This window comes from Staphylococcus saccharolyticus (assembly GCF_900458815.1).
GTDB classification, from domain to species: Bacteria; Bacillota; Bacilli; order Staphylococcales; family Staphylococcaceae; genus Staphylococcus; species Staphylococcus saccharolyticus.
In genome coordinates this window covers 773,350-793,648 of record NZ_UHDZ01000001.1, presented here as the reverse complement: position 1 = coordinate 793,648, position 20,299 = coordinate 773,350, and the positions used below count along the sequence as shown (strand labels likewise).

Annotated in this window: 15 protein-coding genes and 5 pseudogenes; 4 read left to right on the top strand and 16 right to left on the bottom strand. The window is 32.5% G+C overall.

What is annotated here, in order from left to right; translation table 11 throughout:
- Positions 1-280: 280 nt before the first annotated feature.
- From DYE57_RS03735 to fdaB, 4 genes are all read right to left on the bottom strand, one after another.
- On the bottom strand, positions 281-1,708 hold the full coding sequence (locus tag DYE57_RS03735; RefSeq protein ID WP_115312918.1) for an aldehyde dehydrogenase family protein: 1,428 nt from the start codon (positions 1,706-1,708) through the stop codon (positions 281-283).
- A 172-nt stretch (positions 1,709-1,880) separates the two neighbouring features.
- Positions 1,881-2,213: a winged helix-turn-helix transcriptional regulator gene (locus tag DYE57_RS03730; RefSeq protein WP_115312917.1), complete on the bottom strand. Its 333-nt coding sequence runs from the start codon at positions 2,211-2,213 to the stop codon at positions 1,881-1,883.
- An 88-nt stretch (positions 2,214-2,301) separates the two neighbouring features.
- Complete coding sequence (locus DYE57_RS03725; protein WP_115312916.1) at positions 2,302-3,561, bottom strand: UDP-N-acetylglucosamine 1-carboxyvinyltransferase; 1,260 nt, start codon at positions 3,559-3,561, stop codon at positions 2,302-2,304.
- A gap of 375 nt (positions 3,562-3,936) precedes the next feature.
- Positions 3,937-4,797, bottom strand: coding sequence for a class IIb fructose-bisphosphate aldolase FdaB (gene fdaB / locus DYE57_RS03720; RefSeq protein ID WP_115312915.1), 861 nt, complete (start codon positions 4,795-4,797; stop codon positions 3,937-3,939).
- A 220-nt stretch (positions 4,798-5,017) separates the two neighbouring features.
- Here fdaB and DYE57_RS03715 point away from each other — a divergent pair, with 220 nt between their 5' ends.
- Positions 5,018-5,539: a DUF2529 family protein gene (locus tag DYE57_RS03715; RefSeq protein ID WP_115312914.1), complete on the top strand. Its 522-nt coding sequence runs from the start codon at positions 5,018-5,020 to the stop codon at positions 5,537-5,539.
- Between the two features lie 93 nt (positions 5,540-5,632).
- Here the strand turns inward: DYE57_RS03715 and DYE57_RS03710 are convergent, their stop codons facing one another.
- The 3 genes and pseudogenes from DYE57_RS03710 to DYE57_RS03700 form a co-directional block, all read right to left on the bottom strand.
- A complete protein-coding gene (locus tag DYE57_RS03710; protein ID WP_115312913.1) occupies positions 5,633-7,246 on the bottom strand; it encodes a CTP synthase in 1,614 nt (537 codons plus the stop codon).
- Between the two features lie 323 nt (positions 7,247-7,569).
- Positions 7,570-8,103: a DNA-directed RNA polymerase subunit delta gene (gene rpoE / locus DYE57_RS03705; protein ID WP_115312912.1), complete on the bottom strand. Its 534-nt coding sequence runs from the start codon at positions 8,101-8,103 to the stop codon at positions 7,570-7,572.
- A 112-nt stretch (positions 8,104-8,215) separates the two neighbouring features.
- Positions 8,216-9,077 (bottom strand): annotated as a pseudogene (locus DYE57_RS03700) (N-acetyltransferase family protein).
- Positions 9,078-9,376: 299 nt separating this feature from the next.
- Between DYE57_RS03700 and coaW the strand changes: the two are divergent.
- Entirely contained in the window at positions 9,377-10,174 is a 798-nt protein-coding gene (gene coaW / locus DYE57_RS03695) for a type II pantothenate kinase (RefSeq protein WP_115312911.1), read from the top strand.
- Between the two features lie 80 nt (positions 10,175-10,254).
- Here coaW and DYE57_RS03690 read toward each other — a convergent pair.
- The 3 pseudogenes from DYE57_RS03690 to DYE57_RS03680 all read right to left on the bottom strand — a co-directional run.
- A pseudogene (locus DYE57_RS03690) lies at positions 10,255-10,921 on the bottom strand (DUF2750 domain-containing protein); the annotation flags it as partial.
- Positions 10,922-11,089: 168 nt separating this feature from the next.
- Positions 11,090-12,283 (bottom strand): annotated as a pseudogene (gene ldmS / locus DYE57_RS03685) (L-aspartate--L-methionine ligase LdmS).
- Positions 12,283-13,445 (bottom strand): annotated as a pseudogene (locus DYE57_RS03680) (M20 family metallopeptidase). The pseudogenes ldmS and DYE57_RS03680 overlap by 1 nt, the downstream one beginning before the upstream one ends.
- 349 nt (positions 13,446-13,794) lie before the next feature.
- On the opposite strand from DYE57_RS03680, the gene DYE57_RS03675 reads away from it, so the two are divergent.
- A complete protein-coding gene (locus DYE57_RS03675) occupies positions 13,795-14,265 on the top strand; it encodes an S-ribosylhomocysteine lyase (protein ID WP_115312910.1) in 471 nt (156 codons plus the stop codon).
- A gap of 143 nt (positions 14,266-14,408) precedes the next feature.
- On the opposite strand, the gene DYE57_RS03670 is transcribed toward DYE57_RS03675, so the two are convergent.
- The 4 genes from DYE57_RS03670 to deoC are packed head-to-tail and all read right to left on the bottom strand — an operon-like array spanning position 14,409 to position 17,957.
- A complete protein-coding gene (locus DYE57_RS03670) occupies positions 14,409-14,759 on the bottom strand; it encodes a DoxX family protein (RefSeq protein WP_115312909.1) in 351 nt (116 codons plus the stop codon).
- Positions 14,756-15,946 carry a phosphopentomutase gene (gene deoB / locus DYE57_RS03665; RefSeq protein ID WP_115312908.1) on the bottom strand — a complete coding sequence of 397 codons (1,191 nt, stop codon included), beginning with the start codon at positions 15,944-15,946 and terminating at the stop codon, positions 14,756-14,758. Before deoB ends, DYE57_RS03670 begins: the two co-directional genes overlap by 4 nt.
- Positions 15,947-15,958: 12 nt before the next feature.
- Entirely contained in the window at positions 15,959-17,260 is a 1,302-nt protein-coding gene (locus DYE57_RS03660; RefSeq protein WP_115312907.1) for a pyrimidine-nucleoside phosphorylase, read from the bottom strand.
- Between the two features lie 34 nt (positions 17,261-17,294).
- Entirely contained in the window at positions 17,295-17,957 is a 663-nt protein-coding gene (deoC, locus tag DYE57_RS03655; RefSeq protein WP_115312906.1) for a deoxyribose-phosphate aldolase, read from the bottom strand.
- A gap of 206 nt (positions 17,958-18,163) precedes the next feature.
- On the opposite strand from deoC, the gene deoD reads away from it, so the two are divergent.
- The gene (gene deoD, locus DYE57_RS03650) at positions 18,164-18,874 is read left to right on the top strand and encodes a purine-nucleoside phosphorylase (protein WP_115312905.1); all 711 of its coding nucleotides are present in this window, start codon (positions 18,164-18,166) and stop codon (positions 18,872-18,874) included.
- Between the two features lie 197 nt (positions 18,875-19,071).
- Here the strand turns inward: deoD and DYE57_RS03645 are convergent.
- Positions 19,072-19,519: pseudogene (locus DYE57_RS03645) on the bottom strand (Dps family protein).
- A 218-nt stretch (positions 19,520-19,737) separates the two neighbouring features.
- Entirely contained in the window at positions 19,738-20,148 is a 411-nt protein-coding gene (locus DYE57_RS03640; protein ID WP_115312904.1) for a thiol-disulfide oxidoreductase DCC family protein, read from the bottom strand.
- Between the last annotated feature and the right edge of the window lie 151 nt (positions 20,149-20,299).

Here is a 20,299-nt window from a genome sequence, read left to right as displayed (position 1 = left end):
GCACCCATTTCGTTAGTTTTTATGTTGCGAGGATTTGACATATTAAACGTCATTTTCATTTCGAAAAGAATATGTAGCATCCAATAACTTTTAATAGAAGTAAATGAATATCTAAGATTTACGTTCATATGTGTCCTAACCTTCTAAATACTAGAATAACTATAGCAAATTTTCAATTTAATTACAAAATGAATTTAGAAAATTTAACAACAAAAACAAAACACAGAACTGTAATAGTCCCGTGCTTTGTTTAATTGCAAGTTTTAATTTAATTGTTCTTTTATTTATAATAACCAGCAATTGATTTGACTTCAAGGAATTCTTCTATACCATAGTCGCCCCATTCACGACCTAAACCTGATTGTTTATAGCCGCCAAAAGGTAAATCAGGTTTTCTTCCAGCTTCATTGATTTCAATTGTTCCAGCTTCAACAGAGCGTGCTACTTTACGTAATGTTTCTTTATCTTTACCAATTACATATCCAGCTAAACCATATTTAGTATCATTTGCAATTTCAATTGCTTCATCTAAATTGTTATAAGTGATAACTGACATGACAGGACCAAATATTTCTTCTTGTGCAATAGTCATATGGTTATCAACGTTAATGAAAATAGTTGGACGAGCAAAGTAACCTTTATCTAATCCTTCAGGTTTACCAGGACCACCGTAGAACAATTCTGCACCCTCATTAATACCTTTATTGATATAATCTTGAACTTGATCAAATTGTTTTTTACTAATAATAGGTCCGACTTGAGTACCTTCTTCACGTGGATTACCAACTTTAACATTATTAAATTGTTCTTTTACAGCTGATAGGTAATCTTCTCTAAGACTCTCAGGAATAAGCACACGTGTCCCTGCTGTGCATACTTGACCAGTATTACTGACAACTTTTTTAGTTGTTGCTTTTGCTGCTTCTTCTATATCTACATCATCTAATACAATATATGGAGATTTACCGCCTAGTTCAAGTGAAACTTTCTTGAAGTCCTTAGCTGCCTTTTCCATAATTTTAGAACCTGTTGGACCAGAACCAGTAAATGACATCATTCTAACCTTTGGATGTTCACTTAAAGGATTTCCAACACCTGAACCATCTCCATTAACTAGATTAAATACACCTTTAGGTAAACCAACTTTATCGAAGATTTCAGCTAAAATGATTGCCGCAAATGGTGTCTCTTCGGAAGGTTTTAGTACTACTGGACTTCCAGTAGCAAACGCAGCAGCTAATTTGAGTGAAGTTTGATTTGTAGGGAAATTCCATGGTGTAACAAGTCCTGCAACACCAATCGCTTCTTTAACAACTAAATCATCACCACGTTGCTCTTCAAATTCAAAGTTATCTAAAGCATCTCTTGCAGCCGTAAAATGATTTAATCCCATTTGATAATGAACGTTCTCAGAAACTGATAAGGGCGCACCTAGTTCATCTGTAATCGCTTGAATTATATCATCTTTTCTATTTTGATATTCTTTAACAATTTTATCTAAAAGTTCTTTTCTTTCTTCAACAAAACTATGACGAAATTCTAAATATACATTATCTGCAGCTTCTACAGCTTTATTAACATCTTCTTCGTTACCTTTAGCTATAGAGCCCATTACTTCTTCGGTTGCTGGGTTAATTACATCAATTGTTGCTCCACTTGCACTATCAACCCATTCACCATTTATATATTGTTTAGTGAAATTTCTCATCTTAAACATTCACTCCTTAGAAAAGTTATATGTATATTGTATCCATTGTTCAAATGAATTAAACATATCTGCTCATAAACAAAAAAAAGACTTAGTACTGATATAAACATTCGTAGAGTGACAACAAATCATACTACATATCTGTATAAATCAAATACTAAACAACTAATCTTTACTTAGCAGTGTTTGTTTCTATTTCAACATATTTTTGTGCCCATTCCTCCATTGGTTTAAGGGCATTTGCTAATGCTTGTCCTTTTTCTGTCAATTCATAAACAATTGTTACTGGACTATAAGAAATGATTTTTTTCTCAACAAGGTTCCAATCTGCTAAATCAGTTAATTTTAAGCTCAGAGCTCTCGGTGTAATTGTTTTTAAATCTCTTTTCATATCGGAAAAATGAGCTGAATGGCTTTCACATCTGGATAGATAGTTAATAATAAGCCCATTCCAACTACGACCAACAATTTTAAATGTTTCTTCAAGATATGGACAAATTTCCATTCGCCTCACCTCCCATTTATTTATAATATTATTTTATATATACTTAACCCATGTGCAACTTCTAGTATAATTATTATATCAAAATCATCTAAACTTCTTCAGTCCAAACATCTGCTCCGAGTGATTTTAAATGTTCCACGATATTCGTATAGCCTCTATATATATGCTTCACATTAAAAATTGTTGTCACACCTTCAGCAATCAAACCTGCAGTAATTAAGCATGCTCCAGCACGCAAATCACTTGCGTATACTTCAGTACCTTTTAAAGAGGAAGGTTTAATTGTAGCGGTCCCTTCATCTGAATAAACATTTGCTCCCATACGTTGTAATTCTTCTACATGTTTGAATCTTGCGGGATAAATTGTATCAGTCACAAATGAGGGACCATTAGTCATAAATAATAGTGGTGTGATAGGTTGCTGGAGATCTGTTGCAAACCCAGGGTAAACAAGCGTTTTAATATCTACATTTTTGTATGGTGCTTGTTTACGAATAGTAACTTTTTCGTCTTCAATTTGAATATCAACACCAATTTCTTTCAATTTGACTGTTAAAGCTTCAACATGTTTAGGCACTATGTTATTTAAAACAACTTCTTCACCCATCGCAGCAGCCATACACATATATGAACCCGCTTCAATTCTATCAGGAATAATTTGATATTCAGAACCTCGTAATTCTTCAACACCATTAATTTTAATTGAAGTAGTACCTGCACCTTTAATGTTAGCTCCCATACTCATTAAAAAATTGGCTACATCAACAACTTCAGGTTCCTTAGCAGCATTTTCGATAATCGTTTGTCCTTTTGCATGAACAGCAGCAAGCATGATATTAATTGTTGCTCCGACACTTACCATATCCAAGAAAATATTTGCACCTTTAAGTTCTTTAGCTTCTAGTTTCATAGAAGTATCACTAGATTCATCAATTTCTGCACCTAATGCTTTAAAACCTTTAATATGTTGATCAATCGGGCGTGGCCCAAGGGGGCACCCACCAGGTAATCCAATGACACATTTTTTAAAGCGTCCTAACATAGCACCCATCATATAATACGATGCACGAAGCGACTCAACTTTATTATTCGGCAATGGTGCGTTTTTTATTTCTGTTGTATCGACTTCCAGTTCTTTACCTTTTAAATTTGTCTTTATATTCAAGTCTTCTAATAAACTCACCAAAGTTTTGACATCAGAGATTTGGGGTAGACCTTCCAACTTTACATGTCCTTGAGCTAATAAAGTTGCGGGGATAATAGCAACAGCACTATTTTTTGCTCCACTAATTCCTACTTCTCCTTTTAGTGTTTGTCCACCTCTTATTTTTATTACCTCTTGAGTCATATGAATTTTCTCCTTTGTTTCCTTCTTTTTTAAAATAACACATTATTAGCATTATAAAATAATTTTGCTTTGTTTGTAAAATACTTCAATTTAATAAGTTAATAAGTTAAATCCACTTATATTACTACACTAAACAATATTAATTAGTGCTCTATACTATTCAATTATAATTCAATAGTAAACTTTTACCTCATATTCAATTTTTTAATCGTGAATGTGTAATACATGTATCTTTTTATTTTATGTAAAAGAACTAAGTAATATTATAGCCGTGTAGTAAAACCTCTATTTAATTTTTAAATTTCTGTACTTAGTATAGCATAAAAACAGGCCATTGAACTTTAAGTTCAATGACCGAATTATTAAATATTAAAATTATTTAGCACGATTTGAAGTGCCAAATTCTTTAATTTTACTTTTAACTGTTTCTTTAATTGTTTCACGAGCTGGTCCTAAATATTTACGTGGATCGTATACGTCTTTATCGTTATTTAAAACGTCACGAACAGCTTTAGCTGAAGCTATTTGATTCTCAGTGTTTACATTAATTTTAGCAGTACCATAAGGAATTGCTTTTTGGATGTCTTTAGTAGGAATTCCAGTACCTCCGTGTAATACTAATGGTAATCCAGTAGAAGCTCCGATTTCTTCCATTTCTTTGAATCCTAATTTAGGTTCACCTTTATATGGACCGTGTACAGAACCTAGTGCTGGTGCTAAAGCATCAATGCCTGTTTTTTCTACTAATTCTTGACATTCTTTAGGATCTGCGTAAATAACACCATCAGCTACTACATCATCCTCTTGTCCTCCAACTGTACCTAATTCAGCTTCTACAGAAACGCCTCTTTCTTGTGCATATTCAACTACTTTAGAAGTAATTTCAACATTTTCTCCAAATGGGCTATGAGAAGCATCAATCATAACTGAAGTAAACCCAGCATCAATCGCTTCTTTACATTTTTCAAAACTTGAACCGTGATCTAAGTGAATAGCTACTGGAATAGTAATGTTTAAATCGTGAATTAATCCTTCAACCATTTTTACTACTGTGTAGAAACCACTCATATAACGAGCAGCACCTTCAGAAACACCTAAAATTACAGGTGCATTTTCCTCTTGTGAAGCTTCTAAAATAGCTTGCGTAAATTCAAGGTTATTTAGATTGTATTGACCAACCGCATAACCATTTTCTTTCGCATCAATTAACATTTCTTTCATTGAAACTAAAGGCATGAAAGTTCCTCCTTGAGTGCAACAGTGCACGTATTTTTTCAAAGTCATTATATCAGAAATATATAGTGAATGCATACGAATACTTTATTTAATATTAATAATTTTCATAATACTTCAATATTTAACAATTGCAACCGCATACATTTTGAAAAATGTTCACATATTGCATTACCGCCCTACATTATTTACAATATTTCAATGAATAGATTGGAGGTCAACTATGTCAAAAATACTCAATGCTCAATTGACAGGGATATTTAATAGACTTGAAAATCAAGCGTTAGACATTCAAATGGCAGCACAATGCATAATACAAGCTATAGGTAGCGAGGGGAAAGTATATATAAAAGGGTATGGTGATTTAAAATTTTATGAGTCATTCGTACTAAATAGTGATGAAAAGTTATATTCTAGCTTTTTACTGGACAATCTAATTAGTTATAATGTCATAGATACAACAGATAGAGTATTGTTATTCTCACCTTTTTATACGACTGAAGTAGCAAAAGATGTACAACAACTTATTAATTTAGATGTGGATTTTGTACTTATATGTAATAAACCTAAGCAAGATGATTTTCCTGAACACCTCATGCACTATGTTAACCTATCGACGCCAAGACCTATTGTCTATACCGAAGATTATGATAAAATCGTTCAACCTCATCCTATGACATTTAACTATATTTATTATGCAATTTATACCCAGATGGTAGAGATGACAAGAGACTTAGATTTATAAATCTCTATTTTAAAAGCTAACAACAAATATTGCTTATTAAACTGTGAAAGCCCTGAAATGGAATCATTTCAGGGCTTCTTATATACCGATTTTTTACTTTGATTTTTGTTGATATTTCAAGGATGCTTCAATAAATGATTTAAAAATAGGTTGAGGTCTATTAGGTCTAGATAAAAACTCTGGATGGAATTGGCATGCAATAAAGAAATCATTTTTAGGAATTTCAACAATTTCAACTAAGCGACCATCCGGACTTGTACCTGAAAACACCATACCACTACCTTCTAATTGTTCTCTGAACTCGTTGTTAAATTCATATCTATGACGATGACGTTCTTCTATATCATTTTCAGTGTAAATTTTCTCAGCTAAAGTACCTTCTTTAATGTGGCAAGGATACAAACCTAGACGTAATGTTCCACCTAAATCTTCAATATCTTTTTGTTCAGGTAATAAATCTATAATTGGATAAGGTGTACTAGAATCTAATTCAGCAGAGTGTGCACCTTCAAGGCCAAGAACATTACGCGCATATTCTACTGTAACCAGTTGCATACCTAAGCAAATACCAAAGAAAGGAATGTTATTCTCACGTGCGTATTTAATAGCTGAAATTTTACCTTCACTCGCTCGGAATCCAAATCCACCAGGAACTAGTATACCATCAACATCAGATAAGTAACTGTCAACGTTGTAATCATTTACTTCACTAGAATCTATCCATTTGACAACAACATCTTTTTTAAATGGGTATCCAGCATGTTTTAATGATTCCACTACTGATAAATAGGCGTCTTGTAAACTTACATACTTACCCACTAAACCGATCGTAATTTTACCATCAAGGCTGTTAACTGTATTAAGTAAATGTTCCCACTCATCTAATTGAGTGTCATATTTGGCATTTAGTTGCAGACGTTGAATGACTATATCATCCATATCTTGTTTACTCAATTGTAAAGGTATTTCATAAAGTGAATCGGCATCACGACACTCAATGACACTTTCTTTATTAATATCACAAAAGAGCGCAATTTTATCTTTTAAATCTTGAGTCATTTCATATTCTGTTCTAACTACAATTAAATCAGGTTGAATACCTAAACCACGCAATTCTTTTACACTATGTTGTGTTGGCTTCGTCTTCATTTCTCCTGCAGCTTTAATGTATGGTAAAAGCGTACAATGCACATACATTACATTTTCACGACCTAAATCGCTTCTAATTTGACGAATCGCTTCTAAGAAAGGTAGTGATTCAATATCACCTGTTGTACCGCCTATTTCAGTAATAACTACATCAGCATTTGTGCTTTCTCCTGCTAATAATAATCTTTCTTTAATTTCATTTGTAATGTGAGGAATAACTTGTACAGTACCACCTAAGTAATCTCCACGACGTTCTTTCTTTAAAACGTGAGAATATACTTTACCAGCTGTAACATTAGAATACTTGTTCAAGTTAATATCAATAAATCGCTCATAATGTCCTAAATCTAGGTCTGTTTCAGCACCATCATCCGTGACGAAAACTTCACCATGTTGATATGGACTCATAGTACCTGGATCTACATTTAAGTATGGATCGAACTTTTGAATTGTAACTTTTAATCCTCTATCTTTAAGTAATCTTCCTAGAGAAGCGGCTGTAATACCTTTTCCTAATGATGAAACTACGCCACCTGTTACAAAAATAAATTTTGTCATTGTCTGACCTCCTGTAAAATTTAGGGATGCTACCTAGTAGTTGTAATATAAATTGAAAACTGCGAGTATATGATAATGTACTTTAATAATCATGCTCTACAGTTCTATATACTTTTTAATCATTTAATCTTTTAATCTTTTAAAATAAAAAAACGCTCCCTCTCACAACAATTGTAAGGGGGAGTGTATCTATTTAATATACGTGTCCTAATTAAAGGAGCCCGAATAAAATTCTATCATCTTTTAATAGAAAATAAAAGTCCCACTTTAAAGTTTATATTGTAAAGTAAGACTTACTCATGCATTTAAAAAGAACACATGAATTAGTCATTAAAGTCTTCTTCTTCTTCAAATGCTTCTTCTTCCTCTTCAGCAATATCATCTTCTTCTTCTTCTTCAATAACAATGTCTGTGTCATTCATTTCTTCATCTACGTCTTCATTCTCAGAATCATCTAATGTTTCTTGATCATCAGTTTGTGCTGAGATATTGTCATCATCCGCTTCATCTTCACCCAATAATTTAAGATTTTGATCTTCTTCATCATCGTCATCAAGAATATCAAATTTTTGAATTGTAGGTGCAATCTTTTCTTCTATATCATCCACAGAATACCAGTCACGAAGGCCCCATTGATTTTCACCGACATTAAGGAAACGCCCATCAGTATTTAAGTCTGTGTAAAATTGAACGATTCGATTTTCAATATCTTCATATTCATATCCACCTAGTGATTTAAATTCGTCAATAATATCATATAAATTCATTGTAGTTTGTTTATCATTTAACAAAGTATAAGCCATATCGATAAATGACTTCTCATCAACCATTTCTTTAGTGTAATCTTGAATTTTCATGTATAAATACTTCCTTTCAAAGGATTTTTCTTTTAATTAAACGTCAAATAATCATTTATTAATAGTAACAAAAGTAAATTATAAATGACAAGATGTGATTTAGCAATCACTGTTAATAATTAATATACTTTTGAAAACGTACATAATCTTCAGCTTCTTCTATGACTACAAAATTACTGTTTACGCATAGAGGTTTAAGTTCATTATGTTCACCATAGAGTATAATCGTTAATACTTTAATTAATTCGAAGTGTTTACGTATATATGTAGGTAGCTGTCTTAGCGTACTCTCTGCAATCCCTTCATTTCTATGATCTTTATTTACTTCAATAGCTGAAATATTCATTTTATCATCAATATGTTCTACTGCAATAAAACCTACTTTCTCATCGTCTTTCAGTAAATTAATGACATGAATTGACGTGTCTTCAGTCTTATCATTTTCACTTAAACGTAGAGACGAGACATGTTTAGAATCTAAATCTAGATAATAAAGACGTTCTTTACCTATTGATCCTTCCTCTTTAGTTGCGGTGTGCATGAAACCAGCTCGTTCGTAAACATTCCAAGCACCTTTATTCTCAGCGTCAACTACTAAGTATAAATGGTTAAAATTTGGAAATAATTCTTGTATATATTGTGGTAAAAATTATCATCATCGTTGTTCCATATCCATGTCCTTAGAACTTCTCATTAACGGATAATGAGCGAACATACACGACATTTTCAGGTGTATCATAGCCTTTATGTTGATAGTATTGGTGTAAGACAAAGAATCCCACGACTTCGCCTTTTTGATTAACTGCAATATTAGCAGTTCTATCCTCATCTTTTAAAGCTTCATCTAGAACAGTTTTAGTTAATGAAGAGTATATTTGTTTCCTTTCATTGAGTTGAAAATGATTGACTGCTTCACGATACTTTTCTTCGAACACTTGAACTGTTATATTTTCAAAATCTTTTTTGATAAGCATGTTTTAATCCCCTATTCCTTAATGACATACTTTATTATAAACGAGTAAAGTATTGATTATTATTAAGCTTGTAACACATCAATTTTAACAATGTTATATAAGGTTTACCCTATTAGATTATTAACAATCAGGATTTTGTTTTATATATCATGTTTTGAAATAATGCAATAGAAAAGCTCTGCAAAATAAATTTTTAAAATTATGTATTATTAATTATTTTCAATAAATTAACACTTGTTTTTCAGAGATTTTAATATACTATAGTGATTGACGTATATTTGATGTGGAGTGATAGATATATGAAGATTGGTATTGATGCTGGAGGTACTTTAATAAAAATAGTGAAAGAACAAAACAGTCATCGCTCATATAGAACTGAATTAACTACCAACATTCAACAAGTCATTGAGTGGCTTAGCAATGAAGATATTGAAACTCTTAAATTAACTGGTGGTAATGCTGGCGTTATTGCGGATAGTATACATATTCCATCACAAACTTTCGTTGAATTCGATGCCTCTTCAAAAGGATTAGAAATCTTATTAAACGAACAAGGACACCAACTTAATAATTATATCTTCGCCAATGTTGGAACAGGTACTTCCTTACATTATTATGACGGAAATCAACAACAACGTGTAGGTGGCGTAGGCACAGGTGGAGGGATGATACAAGGTTTAGGATATCTTTTAACGGAAATTAAAGATTATAATGAATTAACTCATTTAGCTCAAAGTGGTGACCGAGAAGCTATTGATTTAAAAGTTAAATATATATATAAAGATACTGAACCCCCTATTCCAGGAAATTTAACAGCTGCAAATTTTGGAAATGTATTACACCATTTAGATGAACAATTCACCTCTGCGGACAAACTTTCATCAGTGATAGGTGTTGTTGGTGAAGTGATAACTACAATGGCAATTACATTAGCCAGAGAATATAATACTGAAAATGTCGTTTTTATTGGATCGTCCTTTAACAATAATCCTTTATTACGTGAAGTTATTGAGGATTATACGGTTTTAAGAGGATTTAAACATTATTATATCGAGAATGGAGCATTTTCTGGGGCTCTAGGCTCACTTTATCTATAAATTCCATTAAACTAAAAGACCTATTGATTGCATATCTCAAAATCAGTAGGTCTTTGTGCATATATGAAAAATGTTTTTTTAAAAGTTGTTTCATTAGAGAGTTTTGGGGCTGAAACGACTGTACCTACTTACTACCCCCGACTTTATATCTATAGCTACAGCCTTGTCATCATCACGCAGTTTGTCTAGCCATTCACCAAATACCTTTCCTTCAATTTCGATAAAATCACATTCTTCAAAATCTTCATCACGTACTTTTCGCGCACGACTTTTAATACTCCAAACTGGCATAATATGTGGTTTGTTATGGTCATCATCAGTAATCATAATGAAATTATTTTGACCTTTGTTTGTCAAACCATAAACTTCATCGTATTGAGCAACATCTTTAACGAATTCTTTCATTCTAACGTCATCTAATTCTGACATAAGTTCATCTGTCATTTTAACAATATCTACAAGTTGTCCCTTTTCATCATTGCTAATATTCACTAAAACGCTGTCGCCCTTATCAAAAATATCGTCCATTTCATATGTCACAAAACGATCGATATCTGCACGAATAATTTTGTCATAATCGATTGAACTTTGTGATAAATATGATTCTGCCACATACTCATCTGTCCACATAGCAATAAACGATTGCTCATTATGTTTGACTCTTACCAACTTTTTATTTTTCGAAGCAAAATAAATATATTCATTAATTAAAATATCTTTAAAAAATGTTTCATATTTATATGACATAATTAACCCTCAATTCATAAGTTATTTCGTAAAACTACTTAATTAAAATCTTAAAATACTAAGAATCGATAGTCAATAATGTGAAAACGTTAATTACATTTTATAAAAATAAGTAAAATGCTTACAAGTAAGTTTATTATAAATTAGATGTAATATTTTAAATAATATTTATAAACCGGCTTCACTTAGAAAAGCTTTCTCATATTGAGCAACCTCTTCTTTATTTACACCATGCCAAATACAACCAAACCGTGAGTTAACTGTATCATTGCTATACCAATCTCCGTCATAATAAGATAAAGGATATAAAACACCTTTTTTCACATATTTTAATGATTGCATTGAAAAATTTAGTATTGTTCCCATTCGCGAAATAACTATAGAATTTATGATACCCACTAGTTAATTCATCTGCTAACAGTAACATACTCGTCGAGCCATTCTGTCTGAAATTTAAATCTATAGCAAAAACATTATTTTGATCATCAACAAGCAAGTCGAAACCAGCCACGCCATAGAATCCTTTACTTACACCAATTTCCATAATTTCCTTTCCAGCATCAATGACATGTTGTGGCAAATCAGTTACATTTTCATTACCATTATAAAAACCGTAATCATTTGTTAATTGCTGTGCAGTGCCTAAGTATACAACACCCATTTCCTCTGAATAAGCAAACTGAACACAATAATTATTAACAGCATTAATTTTTTGTTCAATGATTAAATGATTCGTCTCAGAAGTAGCCTCTTTTATACGTCTTACTGCTTTCTTCAAATCATTATCGTTATAACAAATCATTACCCCATATCCTCCTGCAGTAGGAAGATCATCACCTGGCTTGATAACGAATGGATACGACCATGACTGAATACGTGTTTCAAATTGATCTAAAGGTACAATCTCTCTTTGTGGTAAGTATTTATTATTTGTCCATTCAGGAATTCTAGATTTATTATTTAAAGCCATAAAGATATCTTTATTAAGTGCATAGTATTCTTTCTCTAAAATATTTTCATCATGAATATACTGAAAATAAATTTTCTTGCCCTGTTCATGTGTTAAACGACATAATAAACCCTCATAAGTTTCTTGATTATTAAACTTATAAATATGAGGTGGGATACTCTTTTCAACTAGTTTAAACAATTGTTATAATTTTTCAGTGACACTTGCCTCATGTACGGTAACAGGAAACTGGTTAGCAATCAGAAATTCCCCCTGCCGGTTAAAAAATTAGATTGATGCTCATCTGGCTTTAACCAAGGATTTGAAACACAAGAATGTCTCGAAGTATAAACAACATTTTCGTTATATAAATCACTTAGCGTTAACATCGGACTCTTAACTTTATTATTCATTATTTTACATGCCCCTTTAATTGAGTATATTCCTCAACGATATCTTTGAATAACTGCTCATTTTTGATTAATTCTAAGCCCATTAAGGCTATTATTTTTGCTCCCCTAATTAATGCTTGGTCACCGTGAATACTTGCAGCTGCCTCTCTAAAACGATGAGTATGACCTACAAGATTACGTGAACGTATTTTAATGTGCAGATGAATAGTAGGAACAATGTGACTAACATTACCCGTATCTGTTGATCCATAACCAAAATCATCATCAATGACTTCTTCACCTAATTCTGTTGCAAACTGTTCAAACAAATCATCTAATTTTGGAGATTTTATAAACTCATTTACACCATTTTGTATTGGACCAAATTCATAATCGCAACCTGTTTGAATCGCCGCACCACGGGCAATTTGATTAACTTTTTCAGTCAATATGTCTAATTCTTTACGTGTAGTAGCACATGTGTAAAGTCAGGTATAATATTTGCTGCTTTACCACCATCTAAAATCACACCATGCACACGTTGACTTTTTCTAATATGTTGTCTTAGTTGAGCCACGCCATTAAAGTATGAAATCATCGCATCAAGTGCATTTATTGCCTCATCTGCATTTTCAGAGGCATGGGCACTACGACCATAAAATTTAATATCTAAAACATCCACAGCTAGTGTGTTAATTGTCCGATATGTTTCATTACCTGGATGAACCATTAAAGCAATATCTATGTCATCAATGACTCCAGCTTTGACATAAGAAGCTTTCGCTGAGCCATTTTCACCACCTTCTTCAGCTGGACATCCTAAAACAACAACTTTACCTCCCACATGATCAACGACCTGTTTCAAAGCTGTTCCAGCGAGCACACTAGCAGTTCCGATAATATTATGACCACAAGCATGACTCAAACCTGGAAGTGCATCATATTCAGCTAAAAACCCTATCACTGGTCCTGATTGATTCGAATCATATGTGGCTATTGTCGCATGTCTTGCGATATCTGTTTCAATTTCAAAATCATGTGATTTTAAGCTATCAATAAGTGTTCTTGAGGCGAATATTTCTTCATTCCCTAATTCAGGGCTTTCATGTATACGATGACTTATTTCGACATAATCATATTTATTATTTTCTATAAAATCTAAAATCGCTTGTTTTGCGTCCATTGTATCTAACTCCCTTTGAAACTTGACGTATTATTAATTTTATTAATTGTAAAAACGTCATTAATTTGCTCAATAATAGAGACTTTGATAGACAAACTAATTAATAAATATCTTCAAAATGTTATTCCTATGAAGTCATTCTATATCAACATCTCTGATTTTCATTTAATTATTACCCATTCTATCGGATTAAATTTCTGTTGTCATCATTTTGACACAATTTTCTTACAATTTAAAAATGTATGTTTACAATGGTATTCAGAAAATTGTAAATCATAGATAGGATTGTTACAATCTAACTATTGAATTGAACACAAAATTGCTTAATCGCAATAAGGAGGATAACATAATGTCGAAAATGAATGTTGAAAGTTTTAATTTAGATCACACTAAAGTAGTTGCCCCTTTTATTCGTTTAGCGGGCACAATGGAAGGTTTAAATGGAGATGTCATTCATAAATATGATATTCGTTTCAAACAACCCAACAAAGCGCATATGGAAATGCCTGGACTCCATTCTCTAGAACATCTTATGGCTGAAAATATTAGAAACCATACTGATAAAGTTGTTGATTTAAGTCCAATGGGATGTCAAACAGGGTTCTATTTTTCATTTATCAACCACGGTGACTACGAAGATGTATTAAATATAATTGAAAAGACTTTAAACGATGTATTAAATGCAACTGAAGTTCCAGCATGTAATGAAGTACAATGTGGTTGGGCTGCCAGCCACTCACTAGAAGGCGCTAAAGAAATTGCACAAGAATTTTTAGATCAAAGAGAGCAATGGAATGATGTTTTTGGTGATGGTAAATAAATGACTATAGCCAAAATCGAATCTAAAAAATGCATCTCATAAAGTTAGAGTATAACCCAGCTTATGAGAAGCACATAATTTTAAAAATTCAATTATAGATTTTCTTTATAACACCAATGAACATTGTTAAAATAAAATACTATTTATAATTTTTTTATGGCTTTAATCAAGACAAACTGAAATGGCAATCTTAAATAAAGTACCCATTTAGGAAGTTCTTTATCTCCCAAAGGTAAACCTTTACGTGCCATATAAATATTCGCAGGAAATACTGCTAATAAAAATAAATTAATACCTTTTTTCAACCATGTTGTCGGTCTTTTAATGAATAGCATTATGCCAAAAAAGATTTCAAAAACGCCAGTTACTAGAACAGCCGTTTTTTGCAAAGGCAAATAATCTGGAACAATTGTTCTAAATTGACGTTCATTTATAAAATGCAAAACGCCAGCAGTTCCAAATCCTAATCCTAATAAATATCTCAAAAATTTCATTCGTGCTCAACTCCCATTTCTTTTAGATAACTTTTACCAAATTTTGGTAATTCTACGTTGAAATTATCTGCAATTGTAACACCAATTGAACTAAATGTCGTGTCTTGTGATAATGCATGATAGTCTTTAATTTTCGGACTATACATTAAGATAGGTATATATTCACGTGTATGGCCTGTTCCTGGGGCGGTTGGATCATTACCGTGGCCGGCGGTAATAATGACTAAATCATCCTCTTGTAAATGCTCTATCAGTTCTGGTAAACGATTATCAAAGTCCTTAATCGCTTGAGCATAGCCTGCTTTATCACGTCGATGTCCGTATAATTCATCAAAATCAACGAGATTTAAGAAACTTATACCTGTGAAGTCACGTTGAACCACCTTAATTAATTGATCCATACCATCTATATTGTTTTTCGTACGAATCATCTCAGTGACGCCCTCTCCATCATAAATATCATTGATTTTACCGATAGCTATGACATCGTAATGATTGTCCTTTAATTCATTCATCACAGTACGACCAAATGGTTTCAAAGCATAGTCATGGAGATTTGAAGTTCGAGTAAAATGACCAGGTTCACCTACATAAGGTCGAGCAATAATGCGTCCAATTAAATATCTGGGATCTTTTGCTAATTTACGAACCTTTTCACAAATATCATATAACTCTTCTAATGGAATGACATCTTCGTGTGCAGCGATTTGTAAGACAGGATCGGCACTTGTATAAACAATTAATTCTCCTGTTTTCATTTGATGTTCGCCCCACTCATCAATAATCTGAGTGCCTGAAGCGGGGCGATTTGCTACCACTTTTCGTCCAGTGATTTCTTCTATTTCATGAACAAACTCTTCTGGAAAACCATTTGGATATACTTTAAAAAGCTGCATAATATTTAATCCCATCATTTCCCAATGACCTGTCATTGTATCTTTTCCCACAGATGCTTCACTTAATTTAGTATAAAACACACCTGGTTCTTTGACCTCTGAAATAACTGGAAGAGGTTCAATATTACCTAAGCCGAGTCGTTGTAAATTCGGTAATTGTTGCTGGAACCCTTCCAAAGTATGTTTTAAAGTATGTGAACCTTCATCATTAAATGCTACTGCATCAGGACCCTCACCTATACCCACTGAGTCCATAACAATTAGATGAATTCTTTTAAACGGTGTAGTTATTGTTTACATCTCCTACTCAGTTATTATTTTATGAATTAATATTGGAACTTCACCTTTATCCTCAATTGTAATACTCTCATTCAATTTGTCTAATATATCATCAACTTGTTCTTTATTACTATGGATTGTTAAAATACTATCGCCTTCAATCACATGATCACCCACTTTTTTATTTAAGACGATACCAACACCTAAATCTATTTTATCTTCTTTTGTTTGACGTCCAGCACCTAACATCATTGAGGCTACACCAATTTCATTAGCAATCATCTCTGTGATAATGCCATCTTTTTTAGCTTGAAACTGAATTTGATAGCGAGCGCTAGGTAATCGTTCAGGATAATCAATAATTGAAGCATCCCCACCTTGGTTACTTAAAAATGTTTTAAATTTAGCTAGAGCACTGCCAGATTGAATTGCTTTTTTAAGTAACTCACGGGCTTCTTCAAGCGTTGATGCTTTTTCGGCTAAGACAACCATTTGGGAACCAAGTGTTAAAACCAGCTCAGTTAAATCTTTAGGTCCTCTTCCTTTTAAAGTATCTATAGCTTCTTTAAGCTCAAGCGCATTACCAATAGCTCTACCAAGAGGCTGACTCATATCAGAAATAATAGCCATAGTATTTCTACCAACGTTATTACCTATTCGCACCATAGCATGCGCAAGTGCTTCAGCATCACCAAGCGTCTTCATAAACGCACCGCTTCCAGTTTTAACATCAAGAACAATTGCGTCTGCACCCGCAGCAATTTTTTTACTCATAATTGATGAGGCGATAAGAGGGATTGAGTTAACAGTTCCGGTAATATCACGAAGTGCATATAATTTTTTATCAGCAGGTGTTAAATTACCAGATTGTCCAACGACAGCGACTTTCTTATCATTGACAAGTTGAACAAAATCTTTTTCACTTATCTCAACATTAAAACCACGTACTGATTCTAATTTATCAATTGTTCCACCAGTATGACCCAATCCTCGCCCACTCATTTTAGCTACTGGTACACCTACAGAAGCTACTAAAGGTGCAAGTACAAGAGTAGTTGTATCACCCACACCACCAGTGGAATGTTTATCTACTTTCACGCCATTTATTTTGGATAAATCAATTTTATCTCCTGAATTGACCATTGCCATTGTTAATGCCGCTCTTTCATCATCATTCATATCTTGGAAAAAAATTGCCATAGCTAAACTTGAAACTTGATAATCAGGAATATCTCCATTCGTGTATCCGCTTACAAAAAATTCGATTTCTTCGGTGTTTAATGCTTTCCCATCACGTTTCTTTTCAATAATATCAACCATTCTCATAATCGATCATTCCCTTAAATGATATTTCTTTGTATTAATAATCAGATTTTGATTCTAAGCCTTGTAAAATTTGTACTCCTGCACTAGCTCCTATACGTGTTGCACCTGCATGAATCATTTGATTGAAATCATCAAGATTTCTTACACCACCAGATGCTTTCACTTCTAAACAATTGCCTACAGTATCTTTCATGAGTTTAACATCTTCTGGTGTTGCACCTCCTCCAGCAAATCCAGTTGACGTTTTAACAAATTTCGCTCCTGCAGCCTCTGACAACTCACATGCTTTTACCTTTTCATCGTCAGAAAGTAAAATTGTTTCAATAATAACTTTAACTGTCTTACCATTTGCTGCTGCAACAACAGCTTCAATATCCTTTTGGACTTCGTCATAACGTTCGTCTTTAAGCGCCCCAACATTAATAACCATGTCTATTTCTGATGCGCCATGATTGATAGCATCTTTTGTTTCATAAGCTTTAACACTTGTTGTTGAAGCGCCCAAAGGAAATCCAATTACTGTGCACACTACTACATCTGAGTCCTTTAATTTTTTAGCAGCATATTGTACATGTGCAGGGTTAATACAAACCGATTTAAACTGATATTTTTTAGCCTCTTCAATAAGTTTATCAATTTGTTCACGCGTCGTCTCAGGTTTCAATAATGTGTGGTCTATCAATTTTGCTTCGTTCATTTTAATTCCTCCATTTTAAGAATAGATTGGTTTCATTTCCCTATAACAAAAACTCAATAAAAGTTTAATATATAGTTAAAAGTCAACACATATTTTCTTTAATTATTATAGTACAAAAATTCGCAAAAAAGATAAACAAATGTTATCTTATATAGTAATATTAAGGTTTTTAATCATAACTTTTAAATTAAGGAGAAGATGATAAAATGACAAATGGTACACCTCACATTCAACCTAACAGTGTTAAAATCGCCAAAACAGTTTTAATGCCTGGCGATCCTTTACGTGCTAAATATATTGCTGATAATTTTTTAGAAAATGTAGAACAATTTAATGACGTACGTAACATGTTTGGCTACACAGGGACTTATAAAGGTAAAGAAATTTCAGTAATGGGCTCTGGAATGGGTATCCCAAGTATAGGAATTTATTCTTATGAACTATATAACTTTTTCAATGTGGAGACCATTATTCGTGTTGGTTCTTGTGGTGCACTTCAAGAGAATGTGAATCTTTACGATGTAATCATAGCTCAAGCGGCTTCTACAAATTCTAACTATATTGATCAATACAATATTCCTGGACATTTTGCGCCAATTGCAGATTTTGATTTAGTAACAAAAGCTAAAAAAGCTGCAGATGAAATTGGTGCTGTTTCTCATGTTGGAAATGTATTATCATCTGATACGTTTTACAATGCTGATTCATCTTTTAATGACGCATGGAAAAAAATGGGCATCTTAGGTATCGAAATGGAATCAGCAGGGTTGTATTTAAACGCGATAAATGCCGGTAAAAAAGCTTTAGGTGTGTTCACTGTTAGCGACCACATCCTACGTGATGAAGCCACGACTCCAGAAGAAAGACAAAGTTCTTTCACTCAAATGATGGAAATAGCTTTAGAAATTGCTGAATAATAAAAAAGGGAGTGGGACAGAATTCGTATTGAATTCGTTGTCTCACCCCGGCAACGAGGACTAGAATTTAAAAAAGCTTGATATAAGCCCATTTTCAATTCAGTCATCGACTGTCAATATACGAAAAATACCTGAACAATGATTGATGTCTCAAGCTCTTAATTTATAAGAAACAATTCTTAAAAATTTTATGAATCTTATTTACCTAAATAAGATAGCAACATCCAGTTATGTTTATCCACTGATGTTTGCATACTTATAAACATATATTCTGAAACGTCATCTCCAGCGTCACCTGCTACTCTAATTCCATCTTCTAGTTGTTTAGAGATATTAGTGAAATCTTTAGAAAGTTCTTCAACCATTTCTTCAGCTGTATAATTTTTCTAAGCTTCTTTAACGATAGATTGGTTTAAACTTTCAGTTAATGTACCAATTGGATTTCCGCCAATTGCTAAAATTCTCTCAGCTAAATCATCAACATATTGACTAGCTTCGTTATATAATTCCTCAAATTTAGTGTGTAATGAGAAGAAATTAGGTCCTTTAACATACCCAATGAAAATTGTGTAATTTTGTATATGCTACTGTCCAGTTTGCTACTTGTTGATTCAATTGTTTTACTACATCTTGTTGATTACTCACTTAAATACACTCCTTAAAATTTTCTTTTAATTATAATATGTAAAGCGAAATTACACTTTATTTTATAATCATTTTAAAGAGTATGTTAAATACAACCATGTGAGTGTATCCTTTATAATGCTGTAAAATTTTAAACAAACATATATCATCTATTACCCAAAATAAAAAATAACTATTCTCATAATATTTTTTATCAATTAGAAGTATTATTTTATCAATTAGGTTAACTTGATTTTAGCATTATCATCTAAAAAGAAAGATTTCTCATATTCAGTGGGTTTGTGCCAATGTGTTTTCCACATTTTATCTCTATTATTTGCAAAAAGATTATATCCTAAATCTCGCAGAGGTTTAGGAACTAACCATAAACCTATACCTATCCATTTTTTATTATTTGGCAATGAAGAAATAAGTGTTGCAATAGCTCTAGATTGATATTCTAAGTGGTTCCCTTTTTGTAAAATGACGCTATTTTTATTTTTAGCCTCAGGGTATTGTTCGAAAAACTGTTGACCAATGTTACCTTTAATAGTTGCAAATTCATATTTATGAGAAAGACCATTTTGAATCAACCAAATAGCATAGTTGTAACAATAAATACAATTACCGTCATAGTAAATAATAGGCATCTGTACACACTCTCCTTATCAGCTTTATTTATGTATATTCCCTACTAATGCTAGTAAATAAACCTTACTGTGTTCATCTAAAAAGATAACACAGCAAGGTTTAAAAACTGTGTTAGATTTCATTAATTATCTATTAAATAACCTTATATGG